We start from the raw sequence: 24547 nt of genomic DNA, 5'->3' as shown, positions 1-24547 counted from the left end.
ATCGCCATAATGGTGAAAATAGTTATGTGATTGCACTACTATGCAGCAAATGTCACTCAGCTCATCGCCCTAATTTGGTGGATTTGAATTTTAATTATTTAAAAATCAACTAATTAATTGCCATCTAGTGTGGGCTTTAAGCTTGGCACTGTTCTTGGATTTCTCTTCTCAGATACCGAAAGGTTGAATAACCATTCATTATAAGGAGATATCCAACATGAACATGATGTTCAAACTTAAGCTTGCTGTATTGGGCACTTCACTGGCACTTGCGGCGGGGGCAGCTCAGGCGGAAGAGACGATTAAAGTCGGCGTTCTGCACTCCCTTTCTGGCACCATGGCAATCAGCGAAACCACTCTGAAAGACACTGTTTTGATGCTGGTTGAGGAGCAGAACAAAAAGGGCGGCCTGCTAGGCAAGAAGCTTGAAGCTGTGGTGGTCGACCCCGCTTCCAACTGGCCTTTGTTTGCTGAAAAAGCACGTGAGCTGATCGAAAAAGAGAAAGTGGACGTTGTGTTTGGTGGCTGGACCTCGGTATCGCGAAAATCCATGCTGCCGGTTTTTGAAGAACTTAACAGCATTCTTTTCTACCCTGTTCAATATGAAGGCGAAGAGTCTTCGAAAAACGTTTTCTACACTGGCGCTGCGCCAAACCAACAGGCGATCCCAGCAGTGGATTATCTGATGGAAGAGCTGGAAGTTGAGCGCTGGGTGCTGGCGGGTACCGATTACGTTTACCCTCGCACCACCAACAAGATTTTGGAATCCTACCTTAAGAGTAAAGGTGTCAGTGAACAGGACATCATGATCAACTACACGCCATTTGGTCATTCTGACTGGCAGTCGATTGTCTCGGATATTAAGAAGTTCGGTGCTGAAGGTAAGAAAACCGCCGTTGTTTCAACCATTAATGGCGATGCTAACGTGCCTTTCTACAAAGAGTTAGGGGCGCAAGGGGTCTCATCTGAAGACATCCCTGTGGTGGCTTTCTCTGTGGGTGAAGAAGAGCTGTCTGGTATGGATACAGCGCCACTGGTTGGTCACTTGGCGGCGTGGAACTACTTCATGAGTGTCGATACTGATAACAACGCTGAGTTTGTTGAAGCTTGGCAGAAGTTTATCGCCAGCGAAAAACGTGTGACCAACGACCCTATGGAAGCGCACTACATTGGCTTCAATATGTGGGCGCAAGCGGTGACGAACGCTGGCACCACGGACTCAGAAGCTGTACAGGATGCCTTGATTGGGGTGTCTGTGCCTAACTTATCTGGCGGCTACTCAACCATGCTGCCAAACCATCACATCACCAAACCCGTTCTGATTGGTGAAATTCAGGATGACGGTCAGTTCGACGTGGTGTGGGAAACCACGGGGCTGGTCGCAGGGGATGCTTGGTCACAATACTTACCGGAATCCGCCAAGCTTTATTCCAGCTGGTCTAAGCCGTTTTCTTGCGGCGCATTTAATGTTGAAACCAATAAATGTGCAGGTAGCACAAATTAGATGTCTCCCTTCAGCGCCAAGGAGGGCAACCTCTACGGCGCTGCTTTTTCTTTTCTGCCATATGTCTTGTAAGGATACAATTCATGACAAGCTTAGTTCGGGTGCTCAAAAAGCTGATGGTCTGTTTAGCCTTGGTGTGGCTGCCCTTTATCTCTCAGGCGGCGTTCGCGTATAACGGGCCAGCAATAAACCCATCGGAATTTTCAAAGATTCTGACTGGTAAAAGCACCGCCAAAAAACAGCAGGCCATCTTTTGGCTGGTGCGCACTCAGCCCGCCAATGTCGCTCATCCCATTCTTTCTGCCTGGCTCAATGGTCGGCTCTACCATCTTAAGACGCCGGGCGAGTCCCGCGATCAGGCGCTGTATATCACATCGTCTTCGGCTGCTAGCTCTGAGGCAATGAATGTCTGGAGTGATGAAACTTATGTGATTGAAAATAAACGTCAGTTTAAAAAAGTGCGAGTGAACAACAAGTTGCGCGGAATACTGCGCCTTGAAATAGCTTCGCTTGATTTAAGCCACCCAGATCCCTCGGTACGCGTTAGTGCCGTGAATGCCTTAATGGCGAAGATGAATCAGGACACGGTCGCACTGCTTAAGCTGCAACTTAAGGCTGAAAGCGATGAGTCAGTGATTGCAGCCTTGCATCTGGCGTTGGCGGTGGATAGCGCTTTGAATGCGGATACCAAGGCACGCATTGCGGCGATTGAGATTCTGGCGGATTACCAGCAACCCATAGTGCTAAAAACGCTAAACAAGGTGTTAAGCCGTGAGAAGGATCAGGCTGTAATTGCTGCTGCGCAAAGAGCGCTGGATGACTATCAGCAAAGCCAGCGCTTTTACTCAGGTGTAGAAACCTTGTTTTTTGGTTTGAGTCTTGGCTCTGTGCTGGTTTTAGCTGGGATTGGTCTGGCGATCACTTTCGGTGTGATGGGGGTGATCAACATGGCGCATGGTGAGTTGATCATGCTTGGTGCATACACCACTTACGTCATGCAGCAGTTACTACCTCAACAAACTGGGCTGGCGCTGATTCTATCGATTCCTATGGCGTTTCTGGTCTCGGGGTTAGTCGGTATTGCCATTGAACGTTCGGTAATTCGCCACCTCTATGGCCGACCGCTTGAAACCTTGTTAGCCACTTTCGGTATCAGTCTGATTTTGCAGCAAGCGGTTCGCTCGGTGTTTTCTCCACTTAACCGCTCTGTTAGTACGCCAGAATGGATGTCTGGTGCGCTGGAAATCAACCCAATGCTGTCCCTGACATTTAATCGCCTTTACATCATTCTGTTCTGCGCCATGGTGTTTATTGGCTTGGTCATGGTGTTGAAGAAGACGCCACTAGGTTTACAAGTGCGTGCAGTATCGCAGAACCGTTCGATGGCAAGAGCAATGGGCATTCGTTCGGAGCGCGTTGACGCCATGACCTTTGGTCTAGGCGCTGGTGTGGCAGGCGTTGCAGGTGTCGCGCTTTCACAGTTGACCAACGTCGGTCCGAATATGGGGCAAGCATACATCATCGACTCATTTATGGTGGTGGTGTTTGGTGGTGTCGGTAACTTATGGGGCACGCTGGTCGCAGGCCTGAGCCTTGGCCTGTTCAACAAACTCTTAGAACCATGGGCAGGTGCGGTACTGGCGAAAATTCTGGTGCTGGTGTTCATCATCTTATTCATTCAAAAGCGCCCTCGCGGATTATTCCCGCAGCGCGGTCGAGCAGCAGAGGGGTAACCAGACTATGAATCACGTACTTAAGACTGGTCTGTCACGATCGTTTCTTCTCTCTTCTCTGGCTGGAGACAAAGGTGGGCAACTGACGCTGCTGGCGATTCTGGCTGCGGTAGTGTTGATACCACTGGCGAATGTGCTGCTTCCAGCTGGGCATCCTCTGCATGTGGAAACCTTTACCATTTCACTGCTAGGTAAGTATCTCAGCTACGCCATGTTGGCATTAGCGGTAGATTTAGTGTGGGGTTACGTCGGGATCCTCAGCTTAGGCCACGGCGCTTTCTTTGCGCTGGGCGGTTATGCGATGGGCATGTATCTGATGCGTCAGATCGGCGATCGCGGCGTGTACGCCAATCCTGAACTACCGGATTTCATGGTGTTCCTTAACTGGCAGGAGTTGCCATGGTTCTGGTATGGCTTTGATCAATTCTGGTTTGCCAGCCTGATGGTGGTGCTGGTTCCAGGATTGTTGGCTTATGTGTTTGGTTATCTAGCGTTTCGTTCGCGGGTATCTGGTGTGTATTTGTCGATCATCACTCAGGCACTGACTTACGCTCTGATGCTGGCTTTCTTCCGCAATGAAATGGGCTTTGGCGGCAATAATGGCCTAACGGACTTTAAAGATATCCTTGGCTTTAGCTTGCAACAGGACTCAACTCGCATCGCGTTGTTTATCGCAACAGGTGTTGCGCTGATTTTCAGTTACCTGCTGTGCCGTTCGATTGTCGCCAGTCGTCTTGGCCGTGTTGCGCTGGCGATCCGTGATACCGAGTCTCGCACCCGATTTATGGGATACGACGTTGATGGCATCAAGCTGTGGGTGTTTGTGCTTTCAGCTGTGATTGCGGGTATTGCTGGGGCTTTATACGTTCCTCAGGTCGGTATTATTAACCCCGGTGAATTTGCGCCACTCAACTCTATCGAAGTCGTGGTGTGGGTTGCGTTGGGAGGCCGAGCCACACTGTTTGGTGCGATTGTTGGAGCGCTGCTGATCAACTACGCCAAAAGCTGGTTTACGGTTGAATTTCCTGAAGTCTGGTTATTCGCGCTGGGTGGCTTGTTTGTGCTTTCAACCATGTATTTCCCGAAAGGCTTGATGGGTTTTATCAGCGACAAAGCCGCTTTCTTTACATCGTCCAACAAAAAGGCCAGTCAGCAGACTGAAAAGGAGGCGCTGGTATGAATGCGTATACTCAACCGGGGCAGATCAGTGAATCAATGCGTGCTCTGACTCGCCGCGATCAAGTTTTTCCTTTTCTAAAGCCCGACAATCACCCCTTGATTGATACTCGCCACAACATCCTGCTCTACGTCGAAGGGGTTAATAAGAGTTTTGATGGTTTTCAGGCAATCAATGATCTGAATTTATACATTCGTGAAGGTGAGTTGCGCTGCATTATTGGCCCGAATGGGGCAGGCAAGACCACCATGATGGACATTATCACTGGTAAAACCAAACCCGACTCAGGCTCTGTCTGGCTGGGAGCAAACATCAATTTGTTAAAGATGAACGAAGCACAAATTGCCAACGCTGGAATTGGTCGTAAATTCCAAAAGCCGACCGTCATAGAGTGTCTCAACGTCTGGCAAAACCTTGAGCTGGCGATGTCCGGTGTGCGCTCAGTCTGGGGGACCTACGCCGCCAACCTGACTGGCGAGCAAAGGGATCAGATTGAGTCGGTACTGAGCCTTATCCACCTTCAAGAGAGTGCGAAATCGCTGGCTGGAAACCTTTCTCATGGGCAAAAGCAGTGGCTGGAAATCGGTATGCTGCTTATGCAAAACCCTAAGTTGCTATTGATTGATGAACCTGTCGCTGGAATGACTCATCAAGAAATGGATCGCACATCTGAACTGCTTAACTCTCTGGCAGGTAAGCATTCCGTCGTTGTGGTCGAGCACGATATGGACTTTGTCCGCTCCATCGCCAGCCATGTCACTGTGCTCCACCAGGGACATGTGCTGGCTGAAGGAACCATGGATGAAGTACAGGCGCATCAACAAGTGAAACAGGTTTATTTAGGGGAATAGAATGCTGACGATATCTGGACTGAATCAGTTCTATGGCGAAAGTCACACGCTATGGGATCTGAATATGACCATCCCTGAGGGAAAATGCACGGTGTTGATGGGCCGAAATGGGGTCGGAAAAACAACGCTATTGCAGTGCATCATGGGCTTGGTGGCGAGCAAGAGTGGCGATATCACTCTGGAAGGTAATTCATTACTCAATGTGGATGCGGAAATGCGTTCTAGGCTTGGAATCGGCTATGTCCCTCAGGGTAGGCAGATATTTCCGATGCTGACGGTTGAGGAGAATCTTCAGGTTGGTTTGCCCATTAGAGACAAAGGTGATCGGCAGATTCCTGAGTTTATTTATGAGTTGTTTCCGGTTCTCAAGGAGATGCGCCATCGACGAGGTGGTGACTTATCAGGAGGCCAGCAGCAACAGCTTGCGATTGGTCGTGCTTTGGTCATCAACCCACGACTTTTGATCCTAGATGAGCCGACGGAAGGGATACAGCCCAATATTGTGCAGGAAATTGGCGATATTATCCGCATGCTCAACGAAAAGCTCGGCCTGACGGTGTTGCTGGTTGAGCAGAAACTGCCTTTTGCACGCAAAGTGGGTGACCAATTCTGCATTCTCGACCGAGGACGGAATGTTGCTCAGGGTGAAATGGGCCAACTCAATGACACAATGATAAAGGAGTATCTGACAGTATGATGTGTGATCCTGCGGTGGCGTTCGCCATTGAAAACAACAATCAGCGACTGGATAAGCTGATTCAATCTGACACTGAATCTGGCTGGAAAGCGAAACTCAAACTGCTGTTTACGGATCGTGGTGACAAAACCGTGATTCGCGACCGCCAGCAACAAGGACCTTTGGCGATTCAGCGTCCGCTTTACCCTGAAGGTAAGGCTTGCCACACCTATCTATTGCATCCTCCCGGTGGTGTCGTGGGCGGTGACACGTTACGCATTGATACACAAGTTGCGCAAGGGGCACACGCTTTAGTGACGACGCCGGGAGCAACGAAGTTTTATCGCTCGGAACAGCGCTACGCGCACCAGCAACAAGTCCTGACTGTCGAAAGTGGTGGGTTACTCGAATGGCTGCCCCAGGAGAACATCTTTTTCCCCAATGCGCACGCGCGTTTAGACACTCAGATCCACTTAGAAAGGGATGCACAATTTGTGGGCTGGGAGATGCACTGTTTTGGACGTCCTGCACTAAATGAGGGATTTTGCTCAGGACATTTGGTCGGAAAAACAGAGATTTATCGTCAAGGAAAAAAAATTCTGACCGAGGGGTTAAATATTCGAGGTGGCGATAAGTATATGAAACAAAAAGGCCTTCTCGGATTTCCTATGTCGGGAACGCTTTACATTTCCTCACAGGATGACGATTTTTTCCATTTGGTACAGAGCTTGCTCTCTAATATACAAAGCCAAGTGGGCACAGACAAAATCATCATCGCTGCGACACAGTTAGAAGAGCTGGTGGTGATTCGAGCATTGGGTCACTGGAGTGAAGTGATCCTCAACAGTTTTCAGCTCGTGTGGCAGCAGGCACGTCAGCAATGGACAGGCACTCTCCCACATCCGCCGAGGATTTGGGCGACATAAGGAAAAACATGGAATTATCACCTCGAGAAAAAGATAAGTTACTGATATTTTGCGCCGGCATGCTGGCGCAAAGTCGCAAAGAAAAAGGTCTCAAACTTAATTACCCCGAATCTGTTGCCTACATCAGCAGTGCCATTCTCGAAGGTGCTCGTGAAGGCAAAAGCGTGTCTGAACTGATGGATTTTGGCCGCACCTTACTTACGGTAGAAGACGTAATGGAGGGAGTGGCCTCAATGATTCCGGATGTGCAGGTAGAAGCGACATTCCCTGACGGCACTAAGCTGGTCACGGTCCACGAGCCGATTGTCTAAGAGGGATTTATGGCAGGAACAACCATTCATTCATCCGGCTTTGTGCCCGGTCAGATTGAAACCGCAGCAGGCGAAATTGAGCTCAATGTTGGACGCAAAACCATTCAGGTGAGCGTTGAGAACATTGGCGATCGTCCAGTGCAGATCGGCTCCCACTATCATTTCTACGAAGTCAATGACGCCTTGGTGTTCGATCGAACGCCTTGTCGTGGCTATCGACTTAATATCCCAGCAGGCACTGCAACGCGTTTTGAACCTGGGCAATCTCGCAGCGTCGAACTCGTCGAATACGCAGGCAGCCAGCACGTATACGGCTTTCAGGGCAAAGTCATGGGCAAACTGGATTAGTGATCGCCTGAACAACGAAAAAGCAAACACAAGGATAGGTAATGGCAAGCATTTCCCGACAGGCGTATGCCGAAATGTTTGGGCCAACAGTGGGCGACCGCATGCGTCTCGCGGACACTGAGTTATGGCTTGAAGTAGAAAAGGATTTCACCGTATACGGCGATGAGGTCAAATTCGGTGGTGGTAAAGTGATTCGCGATGGTATGGGCCAGAGTCAGAGACCCAGCGCCGAAACACCCGACTTAGTGATCACCAATGCTGTCATTCTTGATTACTGGGGGATTGTGAAAGCAGATGTCGCGATTAAGAACGGCCGAATTCAGGCGATAGGCAAAGCGGGTAACCCAGATGTTCAGCCGGAAGTGACCATTGTGATTGGTCCCGGAACAGAAGTGCTGGCAGGAGAGGGCTCGATTTTGACCGCAGGCGGTATCGACTCTCACATCCATTTCATCTGCCCGCAACAGATAGAAGAAGCGCTCGCGTCTGGTGTGACGACCATGATAGGTGGCGGCACTGGCCCCAATACCGGAACCAATGCGACGACCTGTACTCCGGGTCCGTGGAACATGCATCGTATGCTTGAGTCTCTTGACGAGTTTCCGATGAACTTTGGCTTGCTCGGCAAAGGGAATGCCAGCCAACCAGAAGCCCTGCGTGAACAAGTCGCGGCAGGTGCAGTGGGGCTTAAACTGCATGAAGATTGGGGTACAACACCCGCATCAATTGATACTTGTCTGACGGTCGCCGATGAAATGGATGTGCAGGTTGCGATCCATACCGATACGCTTAACGAGTCTGGTTTTGTTGAGTCGACGCTGGGTGCGATTGGCGATCGCGTGATCCATACCTATCACACCGAAGGTGCCGGTGGTGGCCATGCACCTGACATTATCCGCGCTGCGGGTGAGTCGAACGTCTTGCCATCCTCAACCAACCCGACACGCCCATACACGGTTAATACCGTGGATGAACACCTCGATATGTTGATGGTGTGCCACCACCTATCTCCTTCGATTGCTGAAGATGTCGCGTTTGCGGAATCTCGCATTCGCCGCGAGACCATCGCCGCAGAAGACATACTTCATGATCTTGGTGCTTTCTCTATGATTGCGTCGGACTCTCAAGCAATGGGCCGAGTTGGTGAAGTGATCACCCGTACATGGCAAACGGCGCACAAGATGAAAGTCCAGCGTGGCAGTCTGGCTGAGGACTCGTCTTACAGCGATAATTTCCGTCTTCGCCGCTATATCGCTAAATACACAATAAATCCGGCGATTACTCATGGTATGGCCCATGAAATTGGTTCTATCGAAGTGGGTAAGTTAGCGGATTTGGTTCTGTGGAAGCCCGCTTTCTTTGGGGTCAAACCAAGCGTGATTCTCAAAGGTGGCATGATCGCCATGGCACCAATGGGGGACCCGAATGCGTCGATTCCGACCCCTCAACCGGTTCACTATCGCAGTATGTTTGGCAGTTACGGCAAAGCGAGCCAGAACACGTCCATGCTGTTTGTTTCTCAGGAGGCACAACGTACCGGTATTGCGCAGCAGCTTGGGCTTGGCAGTCAGATTGGTGTCGTCAGCCATTGCCGCGATATCAGCAAAGCCGACATGAGGCTCAATGATTGGCAGCCAAAGATCGAAGTCGATTCCCAAACTTATCAGGTTCGTGCTGATGGTGAGCTGTTGGTTTGTGAGCCTGCCGACGTGCTACCTATGGCACAACGATATTTTTTGTTTTAACACCATCAATGAGGGAGCGAGATGATTGAGCTAACCGAAATCAATACTGAAATCACAATACAACCCAACGCATTTCTCAGCCTGCCGATCGACAGTCGAATTAAAAGTCGCCTTAAGGTCGAACTGGATGATGGTCGGGAAGCGGGACTGTTTCTGCCTCGCGGGCATATTTTACGCGGTGGCGAGCAGTTAAAAAGCCAGTGCGGCATGGTGGTTGAAGTCAAAGCCGCGCCTGAGAAGGTATCGACAGTGTATTGCAGTGATCTGCATCTGCTGACTCGTGTCGCTTATCACCTTGGTAATCGCCATGTACCACTGCAAGTCGAATTTGGTTGGGTGCGCTATCAGCACGACCATGTTCTGGATGAGATGGTGGAAGGGCTTGGTGCAAAAGTCACAACGGAAAAGGCGCCGTTTGAACCAGAAAGCGGTGCTTATGGTGGCCGTTCGGGTGGGCACCATCACCACCATTAATCACTAATAAAACGGATTACTTACTACAAAAACGACAAGGAAGTTATTATGAAAAAAACATTTACGTCAGTGCTGCCTCTGCTTCTGATTTCAACACCTGTACTGGCTCATCCGGGGCACGATAGTCATTCTTTTTCTTCAGGCCTGACGCATCCCGTCACAGGATTTGATCACCTTATTATGCTCGTTGCGTTCGGTATTTTGATTGCTTGTCTGCGTACGTCGGTTAAGCGCCAAATCGGTCTTGTAGCTGCGGCGTTAATGTCTTTGGTTGTGGGGCTGGCAGCAGGGCAGGTGATGGGTGGATTTTCTGCCATGGAGCTTGCTATTGGTGCTTCTCTGTTTGTGGTTAGTGGTGCTATCTGGCAAGCCTTTCACGCTTCTGAGAATGTGATGCGATTGGCTGTCACCTTATGTATTGGGCTAATTTTCTTCCACGGCTACGCTCATGGTGTGGAAGCGCAAGGTGTGGTGTCTGCTTTTGCTGCCGGTATGGTGGCCAGCGCAAGTGCATTGATTCTTTTAGGCATGCAGTTTGGCCGAGCGATGTTCAGCCCTTGGTTAGCGGCAGGGGTTGCCGGTGTCAGTGCATTGGTCTTGATCTAATTGAATGATATGGAGCCAACGAAAACGAAATCCGATTTAGCGTTATACCGGCTTTTTCAGCTCATCAGTCCTTCCTTACCTATTGGCGGCTTTACCTACTCGCAAGGTCTGGAGTGGGCCGTAGAAGCGGGGTGGGTCGACGGACGACACGCTATGGAGGATTGGCTAGCGAACATGTTGCTGAACAGCGTAGCGACATTGGAGTTGCCCTTAATCGAGCAGTATATGCAGGCACTTCGAGACGATGACATGGAGAAAATACGTCATTGCAGTGAGCTACTTTACTCTAGTCGGGAAACCCGTGAGTTAAGAGCTGAAGAGCGTCAGCGAGGTCTGGCACTGAAAACACTGCTCAAGCAATTGGATATTGAGCATGTCTGCTTTCTCGATCAAGAGTTGGAAATGAATCAGCTATTAGGGCTGTGTATTGCGGCGCAACACTGGAACATTGAACCGTTGGCCTTGAAGCAAGGTTACCTGTGGAGCTGGGCTGAAAATCTGGTCATGGCAGGCGTGAAACTGGTGCCCATGGGGCAGACGGACGGACAGCGTGTTTTGATTCACCTGAGCGAGTTGTTTCCCCAAGCACTGTTGCAAGCCGAGCAGACGGAAGACTGGATGATTGGCAGCTTTACACCTTCGGTATCTATCGCAAGCAGCCTTCACGAAACGCAATACACGCGGCTGTTTCGTTCATAACGGAGTTTAATCAGAGGTTTTAATATGGAAAGTTACAAACAACCACTGCGAGTGGGTATCGGTGGCCCTGTGGGTTCGGGTAAAACGGCGCTATTGGAAGTGCTATGTAAAGCGATTCGCGACAAGCTGAATATCGCCGTGGTTACCAACGATATCTACACACAGGAAGACGCCAAAATTCTCACCCGCGCGGAAGCACTCGAACCGGATCGAATTATTGGTGTTGAGACCGGAGGCTGTCCGCATACGGCAATTAGGGAAGACGCTTCCATGAACCTGGCAGCGGTAGAGGAGCTGGCAAAGCGACATAAGAATCTCGATGTCGTGTTTGTCGAAAGTGGTGGTGATAACCTCAGTGCGACGTTTAGCCCTGAATTGGCAGACTTAACTATCTACGTGATTGATGTTGCCGAAGGCGAGAAAATTCCACGTAAAGGTGGCCCGGGCATAACGCGTTCGGATTTACTGGTGATTAATAAAATCGACCTCGCACCTTATGTCGGTGCTTCATTGGAAGTGATGGAGCAAGATACGCAACGCATGCGCCCAACCAAGCCTTATGTCTTCACTAACCTCAAAGAGAGCCATGGTCTGAATACCATCATCGACTTTATTGTCACACAAGGCATGCTCACTCCTCGCAACTAATTAGTTCAGTTCTTCCCCCAAGAACGTACTGCTCCTGTCGGGCACCTTAGGGTGCCCATTTTTATCTTTAAGACTTCCTACCTGAGGCACGTTTTTAATTCAACAAACTCGTGTTGTTGCATAGCGTCTGATAATGTCGCTTAACTTGAGCGTGTCAGTTAATCCATGTTGAGAGGAAGATGATTTGATCGAACTGGTCACCAGTGTGTCGCTTTGGGAGTTAGTGAAGCACGCCGGAACCTGGGTGTCTAACCTGAAGCGCGCGAAGCAATCCCGAAAGATGGAATCGACCGCTGCGCTGCGTAAGGTAGTGATTTCGAGTCGAAAAACCGCCATTTACATCAGAAAGCAAAAGCAGAACCCTATTCGTGATATCGATGCGGAAGGAGAGCTGTCATTGCTCTGGACTGAGCTGAGCTTCGAGTTGAAAGACCTTAAGTTGGATAAGTTGTCGGAGCGCTGTTTTATTAAAGGTAAACAATGGGAGAATCCAGAATTGGCGGATTTGCTCTTGTTAGACAAGAGTGACCACTCGTTGGAGAAGATAGAACGCATTGCGACACAATTGCTTGAAGAAATAGAAAAATAAGGAAACACATGGAGTTGATATTCAGATCGGCGACTGAGGATGATTTAGGCGCTCTCGTTGGTATGCTGGCTAACGATCCATTAGGTCAGCAGCGTGAAGATAAGACGCAATTCGATAAATACCAGATGGCTTTCGCTGAGATTAACCGAGACCCAAACAATGAGCTGATCGTTGCCGTGTTTGAGCAACGCGTGGTTGGAATGCTACAACTGACATACATTCCGTACTTAACGCATCAGGGAAGCTGGCGCTGCTTAATTGAAGGTGTACGAGTGGATGAAAACTTTCGCGGTCAGGGGTTAGGTGAGCGTTTGTTTCAGCATGCCATCGAGCTTGCAAAGGAAAGAGATTGCTCCATGGTGCAATTGACCAGCGATAAACAAAGACCCGATGCGCTGCGTTTTTACGAAAAACTGGGCTTTATACCCAGCCATGAGGGCTTCAAACTGAAGCTGTAATCGATTTACTTTTGAAGAATACTCAGATGCAGATATCTATTGTTCAAGCTGAGCAGAGTGATTTACCTCAGTTTTTTGTTTACCTTGAAAATCAACTTGCGGAAAATGGTGTCGATGGCACACCACTTTTTCAGCCACTATCACGTACAAACAGGGCCATTCCGACTCAAACACAGCAAAAGTTTATAGACGGGGTGAGCGTTGAGTTTTCTGACGTTGCATGGAGACAACTCTGGCTAGCAAAAGACGTACAGGGGAAGATTTGTGGCCACATTGACCTTCGACATCATATGGAAGATTATTGCTCTCATCGCGTTTGGCTAGGGATGGGCGTAGAGCGAGAGTGCCGGAAAATGGGATTAGGCAGTCGGCTAATCCAAACCGTGATCGAGTTTTGTCAACGCAATGAGCAGATCGTGTGGCTCGACTTAAATGTGTTATCAGTCAATCTTGCCGCTAAAAATCTTTATCTCAAACATGGATTTCGAATTGTTGGGGAAATGACAGATTATTATCGAGTTGATGATGAGTCTATTTCAGAACTCACAATGTCTATCAATACTGAGGCAGAGCTTTGCCATTAAGGCTTCAGAGCTTGTCACTTTTACACTGTAAACCAAGGTATGCAATGCAACCCAATATAGAAACAAACAGATTAGTCCTGAGACCCTTTCGTTTATCAGACAGCGAGAGAGTGGCCCATTTAGCGGGAGAAAAGGTTATCGCGGAGATGACGGCGAATATACCTCACCCGTACGAATCGAATATGGCTGTGGAGTGGATCAAGACACATATTCATCATTTTAGTGAGAAAACGGCGGTTGTTTTTGCCATCACAATTAAAGGTTGTGACGACATCATCGGCGCCGTCAGCCTTCCATCACTGAAAGAAGGTGTTGGTATTCTTGGTTATTGGTTAGGGACTCCGTATTGGGGGAAAGGTATCGCGTTTGAAGCATCTCAAGCCTTAATTGAGTATGCCAAACAACACCTGAATCTGGTCGAGATTGAAGTTCAGCATTTGGTCCACAACCAGCGTTCAAAATCAGTGATTGAAAAACTGGGGATTGAGTATCAGGAAGACCGGACGGTTGAGGTACACGGCGAAAAACGTGAGGTTTGTGTATACCGTTCATTGGTATAGCTAAGTCATTGTATTAGGTTAGGGTACAACTAGATAAGGAGGGTTTCATGATTAGCCATATTGATCACATTGTTCTTACCGTTTCGGATATTAAAGCTTCGGTTGAGTTTTATCGTCGTGTATTAAAAATGGAAGAGGTAACTTTTGCTGGTGGTCGTAAAGCATTGAGGTTCGGTAATCAGAAAATCAATCTTCAGCTCTTAGGCCAAGAACCCCGTAATCATGCTCAGGTCGGTTCAGGTGACCTGTGCTTAATCACAAACTGGTCACTGGAAGATGTGATTACTCACTTACAGCAGCAAAACATTAGGGTTGTTGAGGGGCCAGTCGAAAAATCGGGTGCGACTGGAGCTATTAGCTCGGTCTATTTTCTCGACCCGGATAGTAACCTGATTGAAGTCAGTGTCTACCCATAAGTTACCCATCATATGAACTCCATAATTGACGTGTAAGTCTAGGCATAATCAGGCTCCTCATCGCTTCCTTCCTAATTCCACACTTTTTATAAGGTGGAGTGCTATAAACTCACTTTGGTGTGATGTTTGTCTCATTTTTATTTCAATTTGATAATTGATTAATCACTTACTACTTTTTTAGATAACTGCCGAAAATCAGAAGGGGCAAGTTTTGAAAAGATTAAAGGTAGTATTTTTGGCCCAAGTAATTGTGGCATTGACGCTGGTATTACTGGTCTCAGCATTTATTAAGTATCAGAATTTTAAAGATAATTTGCATCAAGAGCTGTTGGTTAACGTGCAAAACACCAGTCAGAGGATGTCGATCAGTTTGCCCAAAGCCGTTTGGGATTTTGATTTAGACACAGCCAAGGTTGCTATGGCTGCTGAACTCGATCTAGCTGAAATATCCGCGATTCAGTTAATTGACGCGCAGGAAAGTGAATTATTGTTCTTGACTCAGACTGGGGAAGGGGACGAGAAACAACTGGTTGATGTGACAAACAAAGACGCCTATCTAGCTGAAAACAGCATGAGTACAGAGCTGACGTTTGTCGATTATGGTGAAGAAAACAAGGTCGGTAAAGTAGTCGTTTATTTTGATACTCATGCGATGGATGCCAAGCTGGCAGACTCATTGCGGACGAATATCATTGAGTTAATCGTTCTCGACATCATCATTTCTATCGTCATTATCGTTGTGTTGTCGATTACGGTACTAAGGCCGATTTCTGAACTGACTGATGTTATAAAAGATTTAGCTTCAGGAGATGGCGATTTAACCAACAAACTTGCTCCTGCGAAATATCGAGAGTTCGACGAAATCACTAACGGCATCAATAGCTTTACCGAGTCGTTAAGAGTCATTGTTCAGGACGTAAATCAATCCTCTGAAGCTTTGGGTGAGAAAGCACAGGCGAATGGCGCAACAGCGCGAACCAATGCTGAGAAACTAGAATCCCAAAAGCAGCAGCTCACCACAGTGGCAGCTGCCGCTACCGAGCTGAATCAATCGGTATCAACGGTGGCTGATACTGCCTCAGAAACGGCCGATCAGGCTCAAACCGCCACAGGTCTGGCATCGAGCGTTAATGATGCCATTGAAAGTTCTGCGAACGATATCATCAATATGCGTGAAGAGATGAATCACGTGAATGCAGAGATGCACATATTGATTGAAGAAGGCGAGAAAATCACCACTGTACTGAACGTGATTAATGATATTTCAGAGCAAACCAACCTACTGGCGCTCAATGCCGCTATTGAGGCTGCTCGAGCAGGTGAGCAAGGTAGAGGTTTCGCAGTCGTGGCCGATGAAGTGCGTAACCTTGCTGTGAAGACCAGCGAGTCGACAGAGCAGATTCAGAAAAATATCACCGCGCTCGGAGTAGCAACCAAATCCGTTGAAGATGAACTTACCCGTATTGCGACCCTGTTAGAGGCGACGGCATCGCGCGTCAGTGAATCTCAAGCTTCAGTCGGAGAGGTGCAGTCCTTAATCACCATTATTTCAGACCGCAGTGGCCAAATTTCTCAGGCAACGGATGAGCAAAGGATGGCAGTTGAGGAAATCAGTCAAGCGATAGTAGAAGCATCGGAAGCAACCAACGAAGTGTCTTCAGGTGCGACACAAAATGCACAAAGGACACAAGAAGTGCTGGGCTTAAGCCAGAGTATCGCCAGTCATATGGCGAAATTCCGCACTTAGGTAATTCATAGAGGATATGTTATGAGAAATTTCGTACTACTGGCTTTCACGGCCCTATTTTCAATCACTGGTTATACTGCCACGATTACGGCTGCACAGGACCCTTGGGCACCTTTTGTGCAAAAAGATAGTGCCAATCCCGGGGTGTCAGTTGAAATTATTACTGAAGCCTTCAAATCTCAAGGTCATGACGTGGACTTTAAGATCATGCCTTGGACGCGCGCATTGAATGAAGTGAAAGGTGGCCGTGTCGATGTGTTAGTTGCCACATGGTTCACGAACGAGAGAACGTCTTATCTGAATTACAGCGAGCCTTATCTAGAGAACTCATTGAAATTCATTAAGCGAAAAGGTGACGGATTCGAGTACAACGGAATGGACAGTTTATCTGGCAAAACCGTTGGTATCATTCGTAACTACGGCTATGGCGATGATTTTCTTGGCGCTTCTAACTTCAAAAAACCAGAAGCGAATGATTTAGTGGCGAATGCTAAAAAATTGATGGCGAAACGAATCGATCTGACATTGGAAGACGAACTCGTCGCGAAGTCGACTTTGTCAGGTGCAGGTATGAATCTCGATGATTTTGAGTTTACCAGTAACGCCCTTTCTGTGAACCCGCTGCATGTTACATCAGGTTTGGCTAACCCAAACAATGCGGAGTACATAGATGCCTTCAATAAGGGGTTGGCGGAAATTAAGTCTAACGGCACGTTTGATAAGATTCTGGCGAAGTATGGGATCAAATAGCGCTTCGCGAACAAAAAACCTCAGCATTTGCTGAGGTTTTTTTGTTTTAGTCACCCAGTGGTTGTCTATCAAGGCCACCACGATAAGAATCAAGCGCCAGTTTTAGGCGGCGCAGTTTGTCTCGTGAGCGGCGTTTATGATTGACAGCCAAAGCCATAGAAATCACATCAACCAGTGCCAGCATGGCGTAGCGTGATGCTGAAGGTTTGTAGATAAAGTCAGTTTCTTTGTGCTCAATAGGGAGCGTCAGATCGGCAATCTCGGACAGTGGCGAGTCAGCGGGTGTAATCGCAATGACTTTGACGCCATATTCTTTGGCCAGTTCTGCCGTTTCAATAATGGTTGGCGTGTAGCCTGTTGCTGAGAGCATAACCAACACATCGTTATTATCTGCGGTGGCGGCAATCATACGTGATAGCAGGCCGTCATTGTAAGCAACTACAGGGTAGCCTAACCGGAACAGCCTGTGCTGCATCTCCTGCGACGCAATCGTAGAGCCGCCGCCCATACCAATGGTAATCACTTGGCGTGCGTTGTGCAGCCAGCCAACCGCAGTGTCGATATCCTGCTCATTGATTAGGTTGCGGTTGACGTCCAGTGATTGCTTGATCGACTCGTAAATACCCTGATAACCACTTTGATCCGGCGGCTCAAGAATAAACCGTTGTCCGACGGTCAGAGTCTGAGCCAACTTGATCTTCATATCACGAACGTTTTTGCAGCCCACTGCTTTGGCAAAGCGGGTAATGGTCGCTTCACTGACTTGTGCATTTTCTGCCAATTCTGTAATGCTGGCATTAGCTGCGCTCTGGATATCATCCATAATCAGTTTGGCGACTTTTTTTTCAGCGTCACGAAGGGCGCTAAATCGTTCTGTAATTCGAGAAATAATATCGACTTCTAAGCTCAAAACGTCTTCCTGTTCAATGATGGCGGCGAGTCTGTTAGCCGCCATTTGATTTGTGCCACAGTATACCTGAAATAGGGTTAAAAGCGTGTGTTGACCCAATGTGTCACGTTGAACTCATCATCACACACCGCGATAGCACGCCATTTGTCGAACGTCAGACATGGATGAGAAGTAGAAAAGGCAATCACATCACCCACGTCCAGTTCACTGCTGGCATCGACTTCGATAAAGGCATGCTGATCCATGACCGCCGTCGTTACCGCGCCTGAAACCGAAATTGCTTGTCTATCACGATAGGCACGTTCAGGAATCGGTAAACCAGCATCAAAAGCGACATCCCGTTTGCCAATGCCTGCCACCAGTTTGGTTGGCTCAGGTCGGGAAATAACATACGCCCACACTTCAAGCGCTGACTCGAGATCACCACCCAGCTCGCAGGCCATGCCTTGATTGGTTTGGGCGCGTTGCATGACTTTGTTTTGAGCATCGAGGTAGATACCGGTGTCGTGGATGACGTAGCAGCCTGGGCGAATCACGGCATCAAACTCTTTAAGGTGGGAAAAGCACTCGGATACCACGTCATACCAAGCGGAGCCTGCGCCAGTGACCAGAGGTTTACCATCGATTAGATGATCTTGTTGTAATTGCTTGGTGAGATTAAGGGTGTGGCCGAGAAAATCTCGAATGTCCTGCTCAGCATTGTCGCCGTGAATCACGCCTTCATAGACTTCAATACCACGCAGGGAAAGATGTGACTGTTGGTGAATCAACTGAGCGAGCTCGGCAACTTGCTGCTCACTGCGACAGCCACATCGGCCTCCTTCTACGCCAAATTCAATCAGCACATTGAGTGGTTGCTGATGCTCTGAAAAGAAGGCTTCTAGTGCCAGCACATTACGCGTGGAGTCCACACAGCAGTAGAAGTTGACATCGTTGTTTTGTAGCAAGCTAACGATCACGGCCATGTTGGCTTTACCCACCAATTGATTGGCCATGATGACATTCTTCGCGCCCGCTGCAACGGCGATTTCTGCTTGAGCCGGTGTCGCCACGGTAATGCCCCAAGCACCATTGTTGAGCTGCTGAGAGAAGAAATCCGGTGTCATGGTGGTTTTCCCATGTGGGCACAACTTGACTCCGTGCTGCAATGCAAAGTCTTTCATCCAATCGATATTATTTTGCAGTGAAGAGGCTTTGATCACTGCTGCAGGCAGAGTGATCTCTTCGTTGACCAAACTGTGTAAACCGTCGTCATTGCAGGCGACGGGCTGGGCTTTTTCGCCGTAACCTGGCGTTACCATTTCTTGTTTTTGATAGTTTTTATCACACTTTTGATTATCCGTTATCATGGGGAGCTCACTTCTAACATGACTTAAGTTATTGATATTTAATGTTTGATGTTGTCAAGAATAAATTAAATGTTAGAAACTATCAAACAAATTGAGATTGTTTGTGTGTTTTGTCACTGATTCTAGTGTGTGAATTATTAATATGGAGGTTATGAAAACGACGGACGAAGAGAGTGAAAAGTTGTTCGATACCATTATCAAAAGTGTAGAAGTCTTTGACGGTACGGGCGCCAAGCCATTTATTGCCGATGTGGCTATTCGTCAGGATCGAATTGAACAAGTCGGTCAGCTCGATAGCAGTACGGCTCGCAGTTTCGTCGATGGTTCAGGCCTTGCTCTGGCTCCGGGGTTTATTGATGTCCATACTCATGATGATACCAATGTGATTCGCTACCCGGACTGCTTGCCAAAGATCAGCCAAGGTGTAACGACGGTGATTGTTGGCAATTGTGGTATTAGTGCGAGCCCGACCGTGTTGGCAGATGATCCACCTGACCCAATGAATTTGTTGGGTAAGCAAGAAGACTTTCAGTATCCGACTTTCGCCACTTATGCCAAGGCAGTGCAAGATGCTCACCCAGCGGTCAACGTTGCTGCCTTGGTTGGTCATACGACATTACGTAACAACGTGATGGATGATTTGCAGCGCACCGCAACCGATAGCGAAATTGCTCAGATGCGTGCTGCGTTAGATCAGGCAATGGCAGAAGGTGCACTCGGTCTGAGCTCAGGTCTGGCATATGCCAGCGCCAAAGAATCTACTGCAGATGAAGTGATGAGATTGGCTCAGATTCTCGGTCAGCATGGCGGTATTTACACCACACATATGCGTACTGAGTTTGAAGAAATTCTCAGTGCGATGGAAGAAGCGTTCGAGACAGGTCAGTACGCTAAAGTGCCAGTGGTTATCTCCCACCTTAAGTGTGCCGGAGCTGGGAACTGGGGTCGTACTGTTGAGGTACTGGATTTGATGGACAAGGTATCTCAGCAGCAAGATGTGTCTTGCGACTGCTATCCGTATTCCGCCAGCTCTTCCACGCTGGATCTCAAACAAGTGACTGATGAGATTGATATTTTTATTACCTGGTCTGAAGCCAAGCCCGAGCATGCGGGAAAAATGCTGAAAGACATTGCTGACGAAATGGCGTTGCCGTTACTTGAAGCCGCTAAAGCGATTCAACCAGCAGGTGCGGTTTATCACTGCATGGATGAAGAGGATGTTAAACGTGTCCTTAAGTACAAGCTGACTATGGTCGGTTCGGATGGTTTGCCAAACGATCCGCACCCGCACCCAAGGTTGTGGGGCACGTTCCCTAAAGTTCTTGGCCATTATTGCCGTGAAGAAGCTTTGTTTTCGCTAGCGGAAGCGATCCACAAAATGACAGGCATGTCGGCACGCCGATATAACCTAAAAAATCGCGGGGAAATAAAACCAGGCGCATTTGCCGATTTGGTTTTATTTAACCCTGACACGATAAAAGATACCGCTACATTTGAAAATCCTATTTCAGTGGCAGAAGGAATTGAATCGGTATTTGTTAATGGTGAATTGTCTTATTTAAAAGGCGAAGTCACTGAAAATAGAAATGGCGTATTTATTTATAGAAATTAAATACCTGAAAACAAACTAAATATATAAATCAGAAGTAATAGATTTAAAACTGGAGAATATTATGTCAATTAAACGATATGGTGTAGAAGGCGGAGTCGGTACTGGTGGTCAACATCTACCATTTGCCCGTGCAACAGAAGCTGGCGGTTTCCTTTACGTTTCAGGCCAGACACCTATGGTTGATGGCGAAGTGGTTGAAGGTGGTATCGTTGACCAGTCACGTCTAGCGATTCAGAACTGTGTCGATATCATGGAAGAAGCGGGTTATGGCCTAGAAGACGTTGTACACGTGAAGGTCGTGCTGACGGACTCGCGTTACTTCCAGTCTTTTAACAAAGTATTTAAAGAGTTCTTCGGTGCAAATCCTCCAGCACGCATCTGTATGGTGTGTGATTTGGTGGTAGATGTGAAAGTCGAAGTAGATGTGACTTGTTATCGCGAAGACCGCCGATAAACGTCACAAAACTCTATTAAGAGTGCCGGGAAATATTTGTTCCCTGTTAATATATTCTCGGCACTCTCTCCCTACAAATATAATTCTAATTCGCAGTGCTAATAATTGCATTTAATAAGCAAATAAAATAACAAGTTAATAATTGTATTTATTATTATTAATTAAAAACTGCTGGAATTATATCACTCTGAAAGATGGACTTTGATATTGAGAGGTGTTCAATGAATAGCACACTTTTTCTTACCGGTTTCGGCGCATATGTCGTATTTCTGATTTGGTTAGGATGGTTTGTTTCCCGTAACCAAAAATCAGGTGAAGACTTTTTGTTAGGCGGACGCGGCTTACCTCTGTTTTTAGTATTAGGTACTACCGTTGCCACTATGGTGGGTACTGGCTCAAGTATGGGGGCTGTTGGTTTTGGTTACGCTAACGGCTGGGCGGGTGCGCTCTATGGTATCGGTGGTGCGATTGGTATTTTGTTACTGGCACTCTGGTTTGCGCCAGTGCGTAAACTGAACTTCATGACCATGAGTGAAGAGTTGGCTTATTACGTGGGTGCAAATCGCATCGTCAAGAACGTTGTTGGTCTGCTGATCTTCATCGCTTCAATCGGCTGGCTTGGCGCTCACATCTTGGGTGGCGGTATGTATCTAGCGTGGATCGCGGATATTGACCTTAACACCGCTAAGATCATCATTGCTGCTGCCTTTACCATTTATGTTGTGATCGGTGGTTATACCGCTGTGGTATGGACCGACACCATTCAGGCAATCATTTTGTTTGTTGGCTTTATCCTGATGGCGGTGCTGTCTGTACAACACATTGGTGGTCTTGAGAACCTGTATTCAGCAATGGACCCTGCAGCGACCAGCTTCCTAGCGATAGAAAAGCTTGGCGTGGTGCCAGCGCTATCACTGGCTGTGGTGATTGGTGTCGGCGTACTGGCAACACCATCGTTCCGTCAGCGTATCTACTCAGGTAAAGATGTGTCGACTATCCGTCGTTCATTCGTCGGCTCAGGCATTCTGTACTTGTTCTTCTCAATCATCCCAGCTGTGATTGGTATGGCCGCTCATGCGATTGACCCGACGCTGGATAACCCGAACTTCTCCTTCCCTTATGTGGCAGCAACTGTGCTTCCTGTTGGTGTTGGCCTGATTGTTCTGATTGCGGGTTTGTCTGCGACTATGTCGAGTGCAAGTTCGGACGCGATTGCGGGTGTCTCTATCCTGCTGCGTGATGTCTATGTAATGTTCACGGGTCGGGTGCCAAACAAAGAGTCAATGCTGAACTACTCTCGTCTGGCATTGGTGATCGTAATTGGTTTCGCTCTGCTGTTTGCCCTGACCTCGAACGACATCATTGGCTACATCACTAAGATGATCTCTACCGTCATGTCGGGCATGTTTGTGTGCGGTATGTTGGGTCGCTTCTGGAAGCGTTACAACTGGCAGGGGGCACTAGCAACATTAATTGGTGCTTCGGTAGCGTCTTTCACTGTGATGCTAAGCGCTGACCTAACCGCTTACTGGGGTAACCCTGTGATCCCTTCTTGTGCAGTTGCATTGTTTGCTGGTGTGGTTGTTAGCCTGATGACACCAGCGAATAAGGTATCTCCAGAAATGGCACGTGCGATTCTTGATGACGAGCGCGCTCTGATGGAAATGGAACTGTCAGAAAACGGCGTACTACAAAACGACGAATCTCTACAAAACCGCAAAGCAGCGGAAAGTGCCTAGTCCTTTCTAAACGGCGGCGGTCTGTTCTGACTGCTGCCTCTAATTCACAGGTCGAGTATTCATGACACAAGTTTCTCAACCCCATATCGCCTTTTTCGGTGAGTGCATGATTGAGCTGAGCGGCGAACCTCTTCGCAAAGGGTTTGGCGGCGATACGCTCAATACTGCTTTGTATCTGGCGCGCTTAACCGCGCAAGCTGGATTATCGGTTTCGTACGCCACCGGGCTGGGTGAAGACAAGTTATCTCAGCAGCTGTTATTGGCTTGGCAGCAAGAGGGCATTCAAACCCATTTGGTGGAGTGCTTTGCGAACAAATTGCCAGGTCTGTACATGGTGGAAACTGATGCAACGGGCGAACGCAGCTTTATGTATTGGCGCGATAGCGCTGCCGTGAAAGGTTACTTCGCGACTGAGCCTGCCAACAAACTTGAACAGGCGATGATGCAGGGAGAGGTGCAATACGTGTATCTCAGTGGTATCAGCCTTGCCATTCTTGATGACGAGAGTAAAGAACGCCTGATTCAGGAATTAAAGAGCTTTGCTCTGCGCGGTGGCAAAGTCATATTCGATAACAACTTCCGCCCTCAACTGTGGAACGCGGAACAGGCAAGGCATTGGTATGGCCTGCTATTGCCATTGGTTGATATTGCTTTCATCACAGAAGACGACGATCAGTGTGTCTGGGGCGACGAAGAAAGTGTCGAGCAACGTTGTCAGCGTTTTGGTTGCAGAGAAGTGGTGATCAAGCGAGGCAGTGAGCCTTGCCAGATTATCCATTTTGATGCAGCGCAGCCTGAGCGTTGTACGGTCGGCGCTGAACGTGTCGCTCATGTCGTCGATACTTGTGCCGCTGGCGACTCTTTTGCCGCGGGCTATCTTGCAGGCCGGTTAACGGGTCAAACGCCCGAAGCCTCTGCGGCCTTAGGTCATCAGCTGGCCGCGACTGTTATTCAATATTCTGGCGCCATCATTCCTCGCGAAGCGATGACCCATCTGACTCAATAAAATTTTTTGGTAAGCAACATGACTATCGAAATGATCAACAAACTTAAACAATTCAAAGTAATCCCAGTGATTCAAATCAACAGCGTTGAGCAAGCCATTCCGCTTGCCAAAGTGTTAGTTGAAAACGGCCTGCCAGTGGCGGAAGTAACCTTCAGAACAGAAGCGGCCGCAGATGCGATCAAAGCCATGCGCGAAGCTTACCCTGAAATGTGCATCGGCGCGGGCACGGTGCTGAATGCAGAGCAAATCGAACAGGCGCAACAAGCGGGGGCAGAATTTGTCGTAGCACCGGGTCTTAATCCTAATACGGTACGTCGCTGTCAGGAAGTTGGCATGCCAATCGTACCAGGTGTTAACAGCCCGAGTCAGGTTGAGCAAGCGTTAGAACTTGGTCTGAATTTCCTTAAGTTCTTCCCAGCAGAAGCGTCTGGCGGTGTCGCGATGGTTAAGTCGTTACTGGCGCCGTATGTGGATGTCAGCCTGATGCCAACAGGTGGGATCGGAAAGGGTAATGTGAACGACTACCTAGCGATCGATCGCGTTGTTTGTTGTGGTGGCACCTGGATGGTCGCATCAAAGCTGATTGAGAACGAACAATGGGAAGAAATTGGTCAACTGGTTCGTGAAGCGGTCGCGCACGTAGCGTGATGTGAATCGAAAACAATAACGAATAAA

The 24547-nt window shown here is 48.3% G+C and carries 27 protein-coding genes; 25 read left to right on the top strand and 2 right to left on the bottom strand.

Features of this window, described 5'->3' with window-relative positions; genetic code table 11:
• The first annotated feature begins 217 nt into the window (after nucleotides 1-217).
• The 20 genes from urtA (at nucleotide 218) to QMA41_RS10300 (ending at nucleotide 16802) form a co-directional block, all read left to right on the top strand.
• A complete protein-coding gene (urtA, locus tag QMA41_RS10395; protein ID WP_043009708.1) occupies nucleotides 218-1504 on the top strand; it encodes an urea ABC transporter substrate-binding protein in 1287 nt (428 codons plus the stop codon).
• A gap of 83 nt (nucleotides 1505-1587) precedes the next feature.
• The gene (gene urtB, locus QMA41_RS10390) at nucleotides 1588-3237 is read left to right on the top strand and encodes an urea ABC transporter permease subunit UrtB (protein ID WP_281629587.1); all 1650 of its coding nucleotides are present in this window, start codon (nucleotides 1588-1590) and stop codon (nucleotides 3235-3237) included.
• A gap of 7 nt (nucleotides 3238-3244) precedes the next feature.
• Nucleotides 3245-4417: an urea ABC transporter permease subunit UrtC gene (gene urtC, locus QMA41_RS10385; RefSeq protein WP_281629586.1), complete on the top strand. Its 1173-nt coding sequence runs from the start codon at nucleotides 3245-3247 to the stop codon at nucleotides 4415-4417.
• Nucleotides 4414-5265: an urea ABC transporter ATP-binding protein UrtD gene (gene urtD / locus QMA41_RS10380; protein WP_281629585.1), complete on the top strand. Its 852-nt coding sequence runs from the start codon at nucleotides 4414-4416 to the stop codon at nucleotides 5263-5265. Before urtC ends, urtD begins: the two co-directional genes overlap by 4 nt.
• A gap of 1 nt (nucleotide 5266) precedes the next feature.
• Nucleotides 5267-5962 carry an urea ABC transporter ATP-binding subunit UrtE gene (gene urtE, locus QMA41_RS10375; protein ID WP_281629584.1) on the top strand — a complete coding sequence of 232 codons (696 nt, stop codon included), beginning with the start codon at nucleotides 5267-5269 and terminating at the stop codon, nucleotides 5960-5962.
• On the top strand, nucleotides 5959-6867 hold the full coding sequence (locus tag QMA41_RS10370) for an urease accessory protein UreD (RefSeq protein ID WP_281629583.1): 909 nt from the start codon (nucleotides 5959-5961) through the stop codon (nucleotides 6865-6867). Before urtE ends, QMA41_RS10370 begins: the two co-directional genes overlap by 4 nt.
• An 8-nt stretch (nucleotides 6868-6875) precedes the next feature.
• Nucleotides 6876-7178, top strand: coding sequence for an urease subunit gamma (gene ureA, locus QMA41_RS10365; RefSeq protein ID WP_006961912.1), 303 nt, complete (start codon nucleotides 6876-6878; stop codon nucleotides 7176-7178).
• Nucleotides 7179-7187: 9 nt separating this feature from the next.
• Nucleotides 7188-7526: an urease subunit beta gene (locus QMA41_RS10360; protein ID WP_065742432.1), complete on the top strand. Its 339-nt coding sequence runs from the start codon at nucleotides 7188-7190 to the stop codon at nucleotides 7524-7526.
• A gap of 41 nt (nucleotides 7527-7567) precedes the next feature.
• Entirely contained in the window at nucleotides 7568-9271 is a 1704-nt protein-coding gene (gene ureC, locus QMA41_RS10355) for an urease subunit alpha (RefSeq protein WP_281629582.1), read from the top strand.
• A 21-nt stretch (nucleotides 9272-9292) separates the two neighbouring features.
• Complete coding sequence (gene ureE, locus QMA41_RS10350) at nucleotides 9293-9745, top strand: urease accessory protein UreE (RefSeq protein ID WP_019277451.1); 453 nt, start codon at nucleotides 9293-9295, stop codon at nucleotides 9743-9745.
• 48 nt (nucleotides 9746-9793) lie between these two features.
• Nucleotides 9794-10351: a HupE/UreJ family protein gene (locus QMA41_RS10345; RefSeq protein WP_043009716.1), complete on the top strand. Its 558-nt coding sequence runs from the start codon at nucleotides 9794-9796 to the stop codon at nucleotides 10349-10351.
• A 9-nt stretch (nucleotides 10352-10360) separates the two neighbouring features.
• Nucleotides 10361-11050, top strand: coding sequence for an urease accessory UreF family protein (locus QMA41_RS10340; RefSeq protein WP_281629581.1), 690 nt, complete (start codon nucleotides 10361-10363; stop codon nucleotides 11048-11050).
• A 24-nt stretch (nucleotides 11051-11074) separates the two neighbouring features.
• On the top strand, nucleotides 11075-11698 hold the full coding sequence (gene ureG, locus QMA41_RS10335) for an urease accessory protein UreG (protein ID WP_019277454.1): 624 nt from the start codon (nucleotides 11075-11077) through the stop codon (nucleotides 11696-11698).
• A gap of 184 nt (nucleotides 11699-11882) precedes the next feature.
• Complete coding sequence (locus QMA41_RS10330) at nucleotides 11883-12287, top strand: hypothetical protein (protein WP_019277455.1); 405 nt, start codon at nucleotides 11883-11885, stop codon at nucleotides 12285-12287.
• A gap of 8 nt (nucleotides 12288-12295) precedes the next feature.
• Entirely contained in the window at nucleotides 12296-12745 is a 450-nt protein-coding gene (locus QMA41_RS10325; RefSeq protein ID WP_281629580.1) for a GNAT family N-acetyltransferase, read from the top strand.
• 32 nt (nucleotides 12746-12777) lie between these two features.
• Nucleotides 12778-13329, top strand: coding sequence for a GNAT family N-acetyltransferase (locus QMA41_RS10320; RefSeq protein WP_029236282.1), 552 nt, complete (start codon nucleotides 12778-12780; stop codon nucleotides 13327-13329).
• Between the two features lie 44 nt (nucleotides 13330-13373).
• Complete coding sequence (locus tag QMA41_RS10315) at nucleotides 13374-13889, top strand: GNAT family N-acetyltransferase (protein ID WP_281629579.1); 516 nt, start codon at nucleotides 13374-13376, stop codon at nucleotides 13887-13889.
• 47 nt (nucleotides 13890-13936) lie between these two features.
• Nucleotides 13937-14305 carry a VOC family protein gene (locus QMA41_RS10310; RefSeq protein WP_281629578.1) on the top strand — a complete coding sequence of 123 codons (369 nt, stop codon included), beginning with the start codon at nucleotides 13937-13939 and terminating at the stop codon, nucleotides 14303-14305.
• Nucleotides 14306-14516: 211 nt separating this feature from the next.
• Nucleotides 14517-16052 carry a methyl-accepting chemotaxis protein gene (locus QMA41_RS10305; RefSeq protein WP_029236049.1) on the top strand — a complete coding sequence of 512 codons (1536 nt, stop codon included), beginning with the start codon at nucleotides 14517-14519 and terminating at the stop codon, nucleotides 16050-16052.
• Nucleotides 16053-16073: 21 nt separating this feature from the next.
• Entirely contained in the window at nucleotides 16074-16802 is a 729-nt protein-coding gene (locus QMA41_RS10300) for a transporter substrate-binding domain-containing protein (RefSeq protein WP_006961899.1), read from the top strand.
• A 46-nt stretch (nucleotides 16803-16848) separates the two neighbouring features.
• On the opposite strand, the gene QMA41_RS10295 is transcribed toward QMA41_RS10300, so the two are convergent.
• Both QMA41_RS10295 and QMA41_RS10290 read right to left on the bottom strand, forming a co-directional pair.
• The gene (locus QMA41_RS10295) at nucleotides 16849-17712 is read right to left on the bottom strand and encodes a MurR/RpiR family transcriptional regulator (RefSeq protein ID WP_006961898.1); all 864 of its coding nucleotides are present in this window, start codon (nucleotides 17710-17712) and stop codon (nucleotides 16849-16851) included.
• 77 nt (nucleotides 17713-17789) lie between these two features.
• On the bottom strand, nucleotides 17790-19061 hold the full coding sequence (locus tag QMA41_RS10290; RefSeq protein ID WP_281629577.1) for an amino acid deaminase: 1272 nt from the start codon (nucleotides 19059-19061) through the stop codon (nucleotides 17790-17792).
• Nucleotides 19062-19212: 151 nt separating this feature from the next.
• Between QMA41_RS10290 and QMA41_RS10285 the strand changes: the two genes are divergently transcribed.
• From QMA41_RS10285 to QMA41_RS10265, 5 genes are all read left to right on the top strand, one after another.
• Nucleotides 19213-20673, top strand: coding sequence for a D-aminoacylase (locus QMA41_RS10285; protein WP_281629576.1), 1461 nt, complete (start codon nucleotides 19213-19215; stop codon nucleotides 20671-20673).
• A gap of 61 nt (nucleotides 20674-20734) precedes the next feature.
• Nucleotides 20735-21127, top strand: coding sequence for a RidA family protein (locus QMA41_RS10280; RefSeq protein ID WP_006961895.1), 393 nt, complete (start codon nucleotides 20735-20737; stop codon nucleotides 21125-21127).
• Between the two features lie 221 nt (nucleotides 21128-21348).
• Nucleotides 21349-22866, top strand: a complete 1518-nt coding sequence (locus tag QMA41_RS10275) for a sodium:solute symporter family protein (protein WP_281629575.1) — start codon at nucleotides 21349-21351, stop codon at nucleotides 22864-22866.
• A 61-nt stretch (nucleotides 22867-22927) separates the two neighbouring features.
• Entirely contained in the window at nucleotides 22928-23872 is a 945-nt protein-coding gene (locus QMA41_RS10270; RefSeq protein WP_281629574.1) for a sugar kinase, read from the top strand.
• 18 nt (nucleotides 23873-23890) lie between these two features.
• Complete coding sequence (locus QMA41_RS10265; RefSeq protein WP_281629573.1) at nucleotides 23891-24520, top strand: bifunctional 4-hydroxy-2-oxoglutarate aldolase/2-dehydro-3-deoxy-phosphogluconate aldolase; 630 nt, start codon at nucleotides 23891-23893, stop codon at nucleotides 24518-24520.
• The last annotated feature ends 27 nt before the right edge of the window (nucleotides 24521-24547 follow it).

This window comes from Vibrio sp. St2, assembly GCF_947311885.1.
In the GTDB taxonomy this organism is placed as follows: domain Bacteria; phylum Pseudomonadota; class Gammaproteobacteria; order Enterobacterales; family Vibrionaceae; genus Vibrio; species Vibrio coralliilyticus.
Note: the sequence above shows the minus strand (reverse complement) of the source record. Positions and strands in the feature narration are given on the sequence as shown.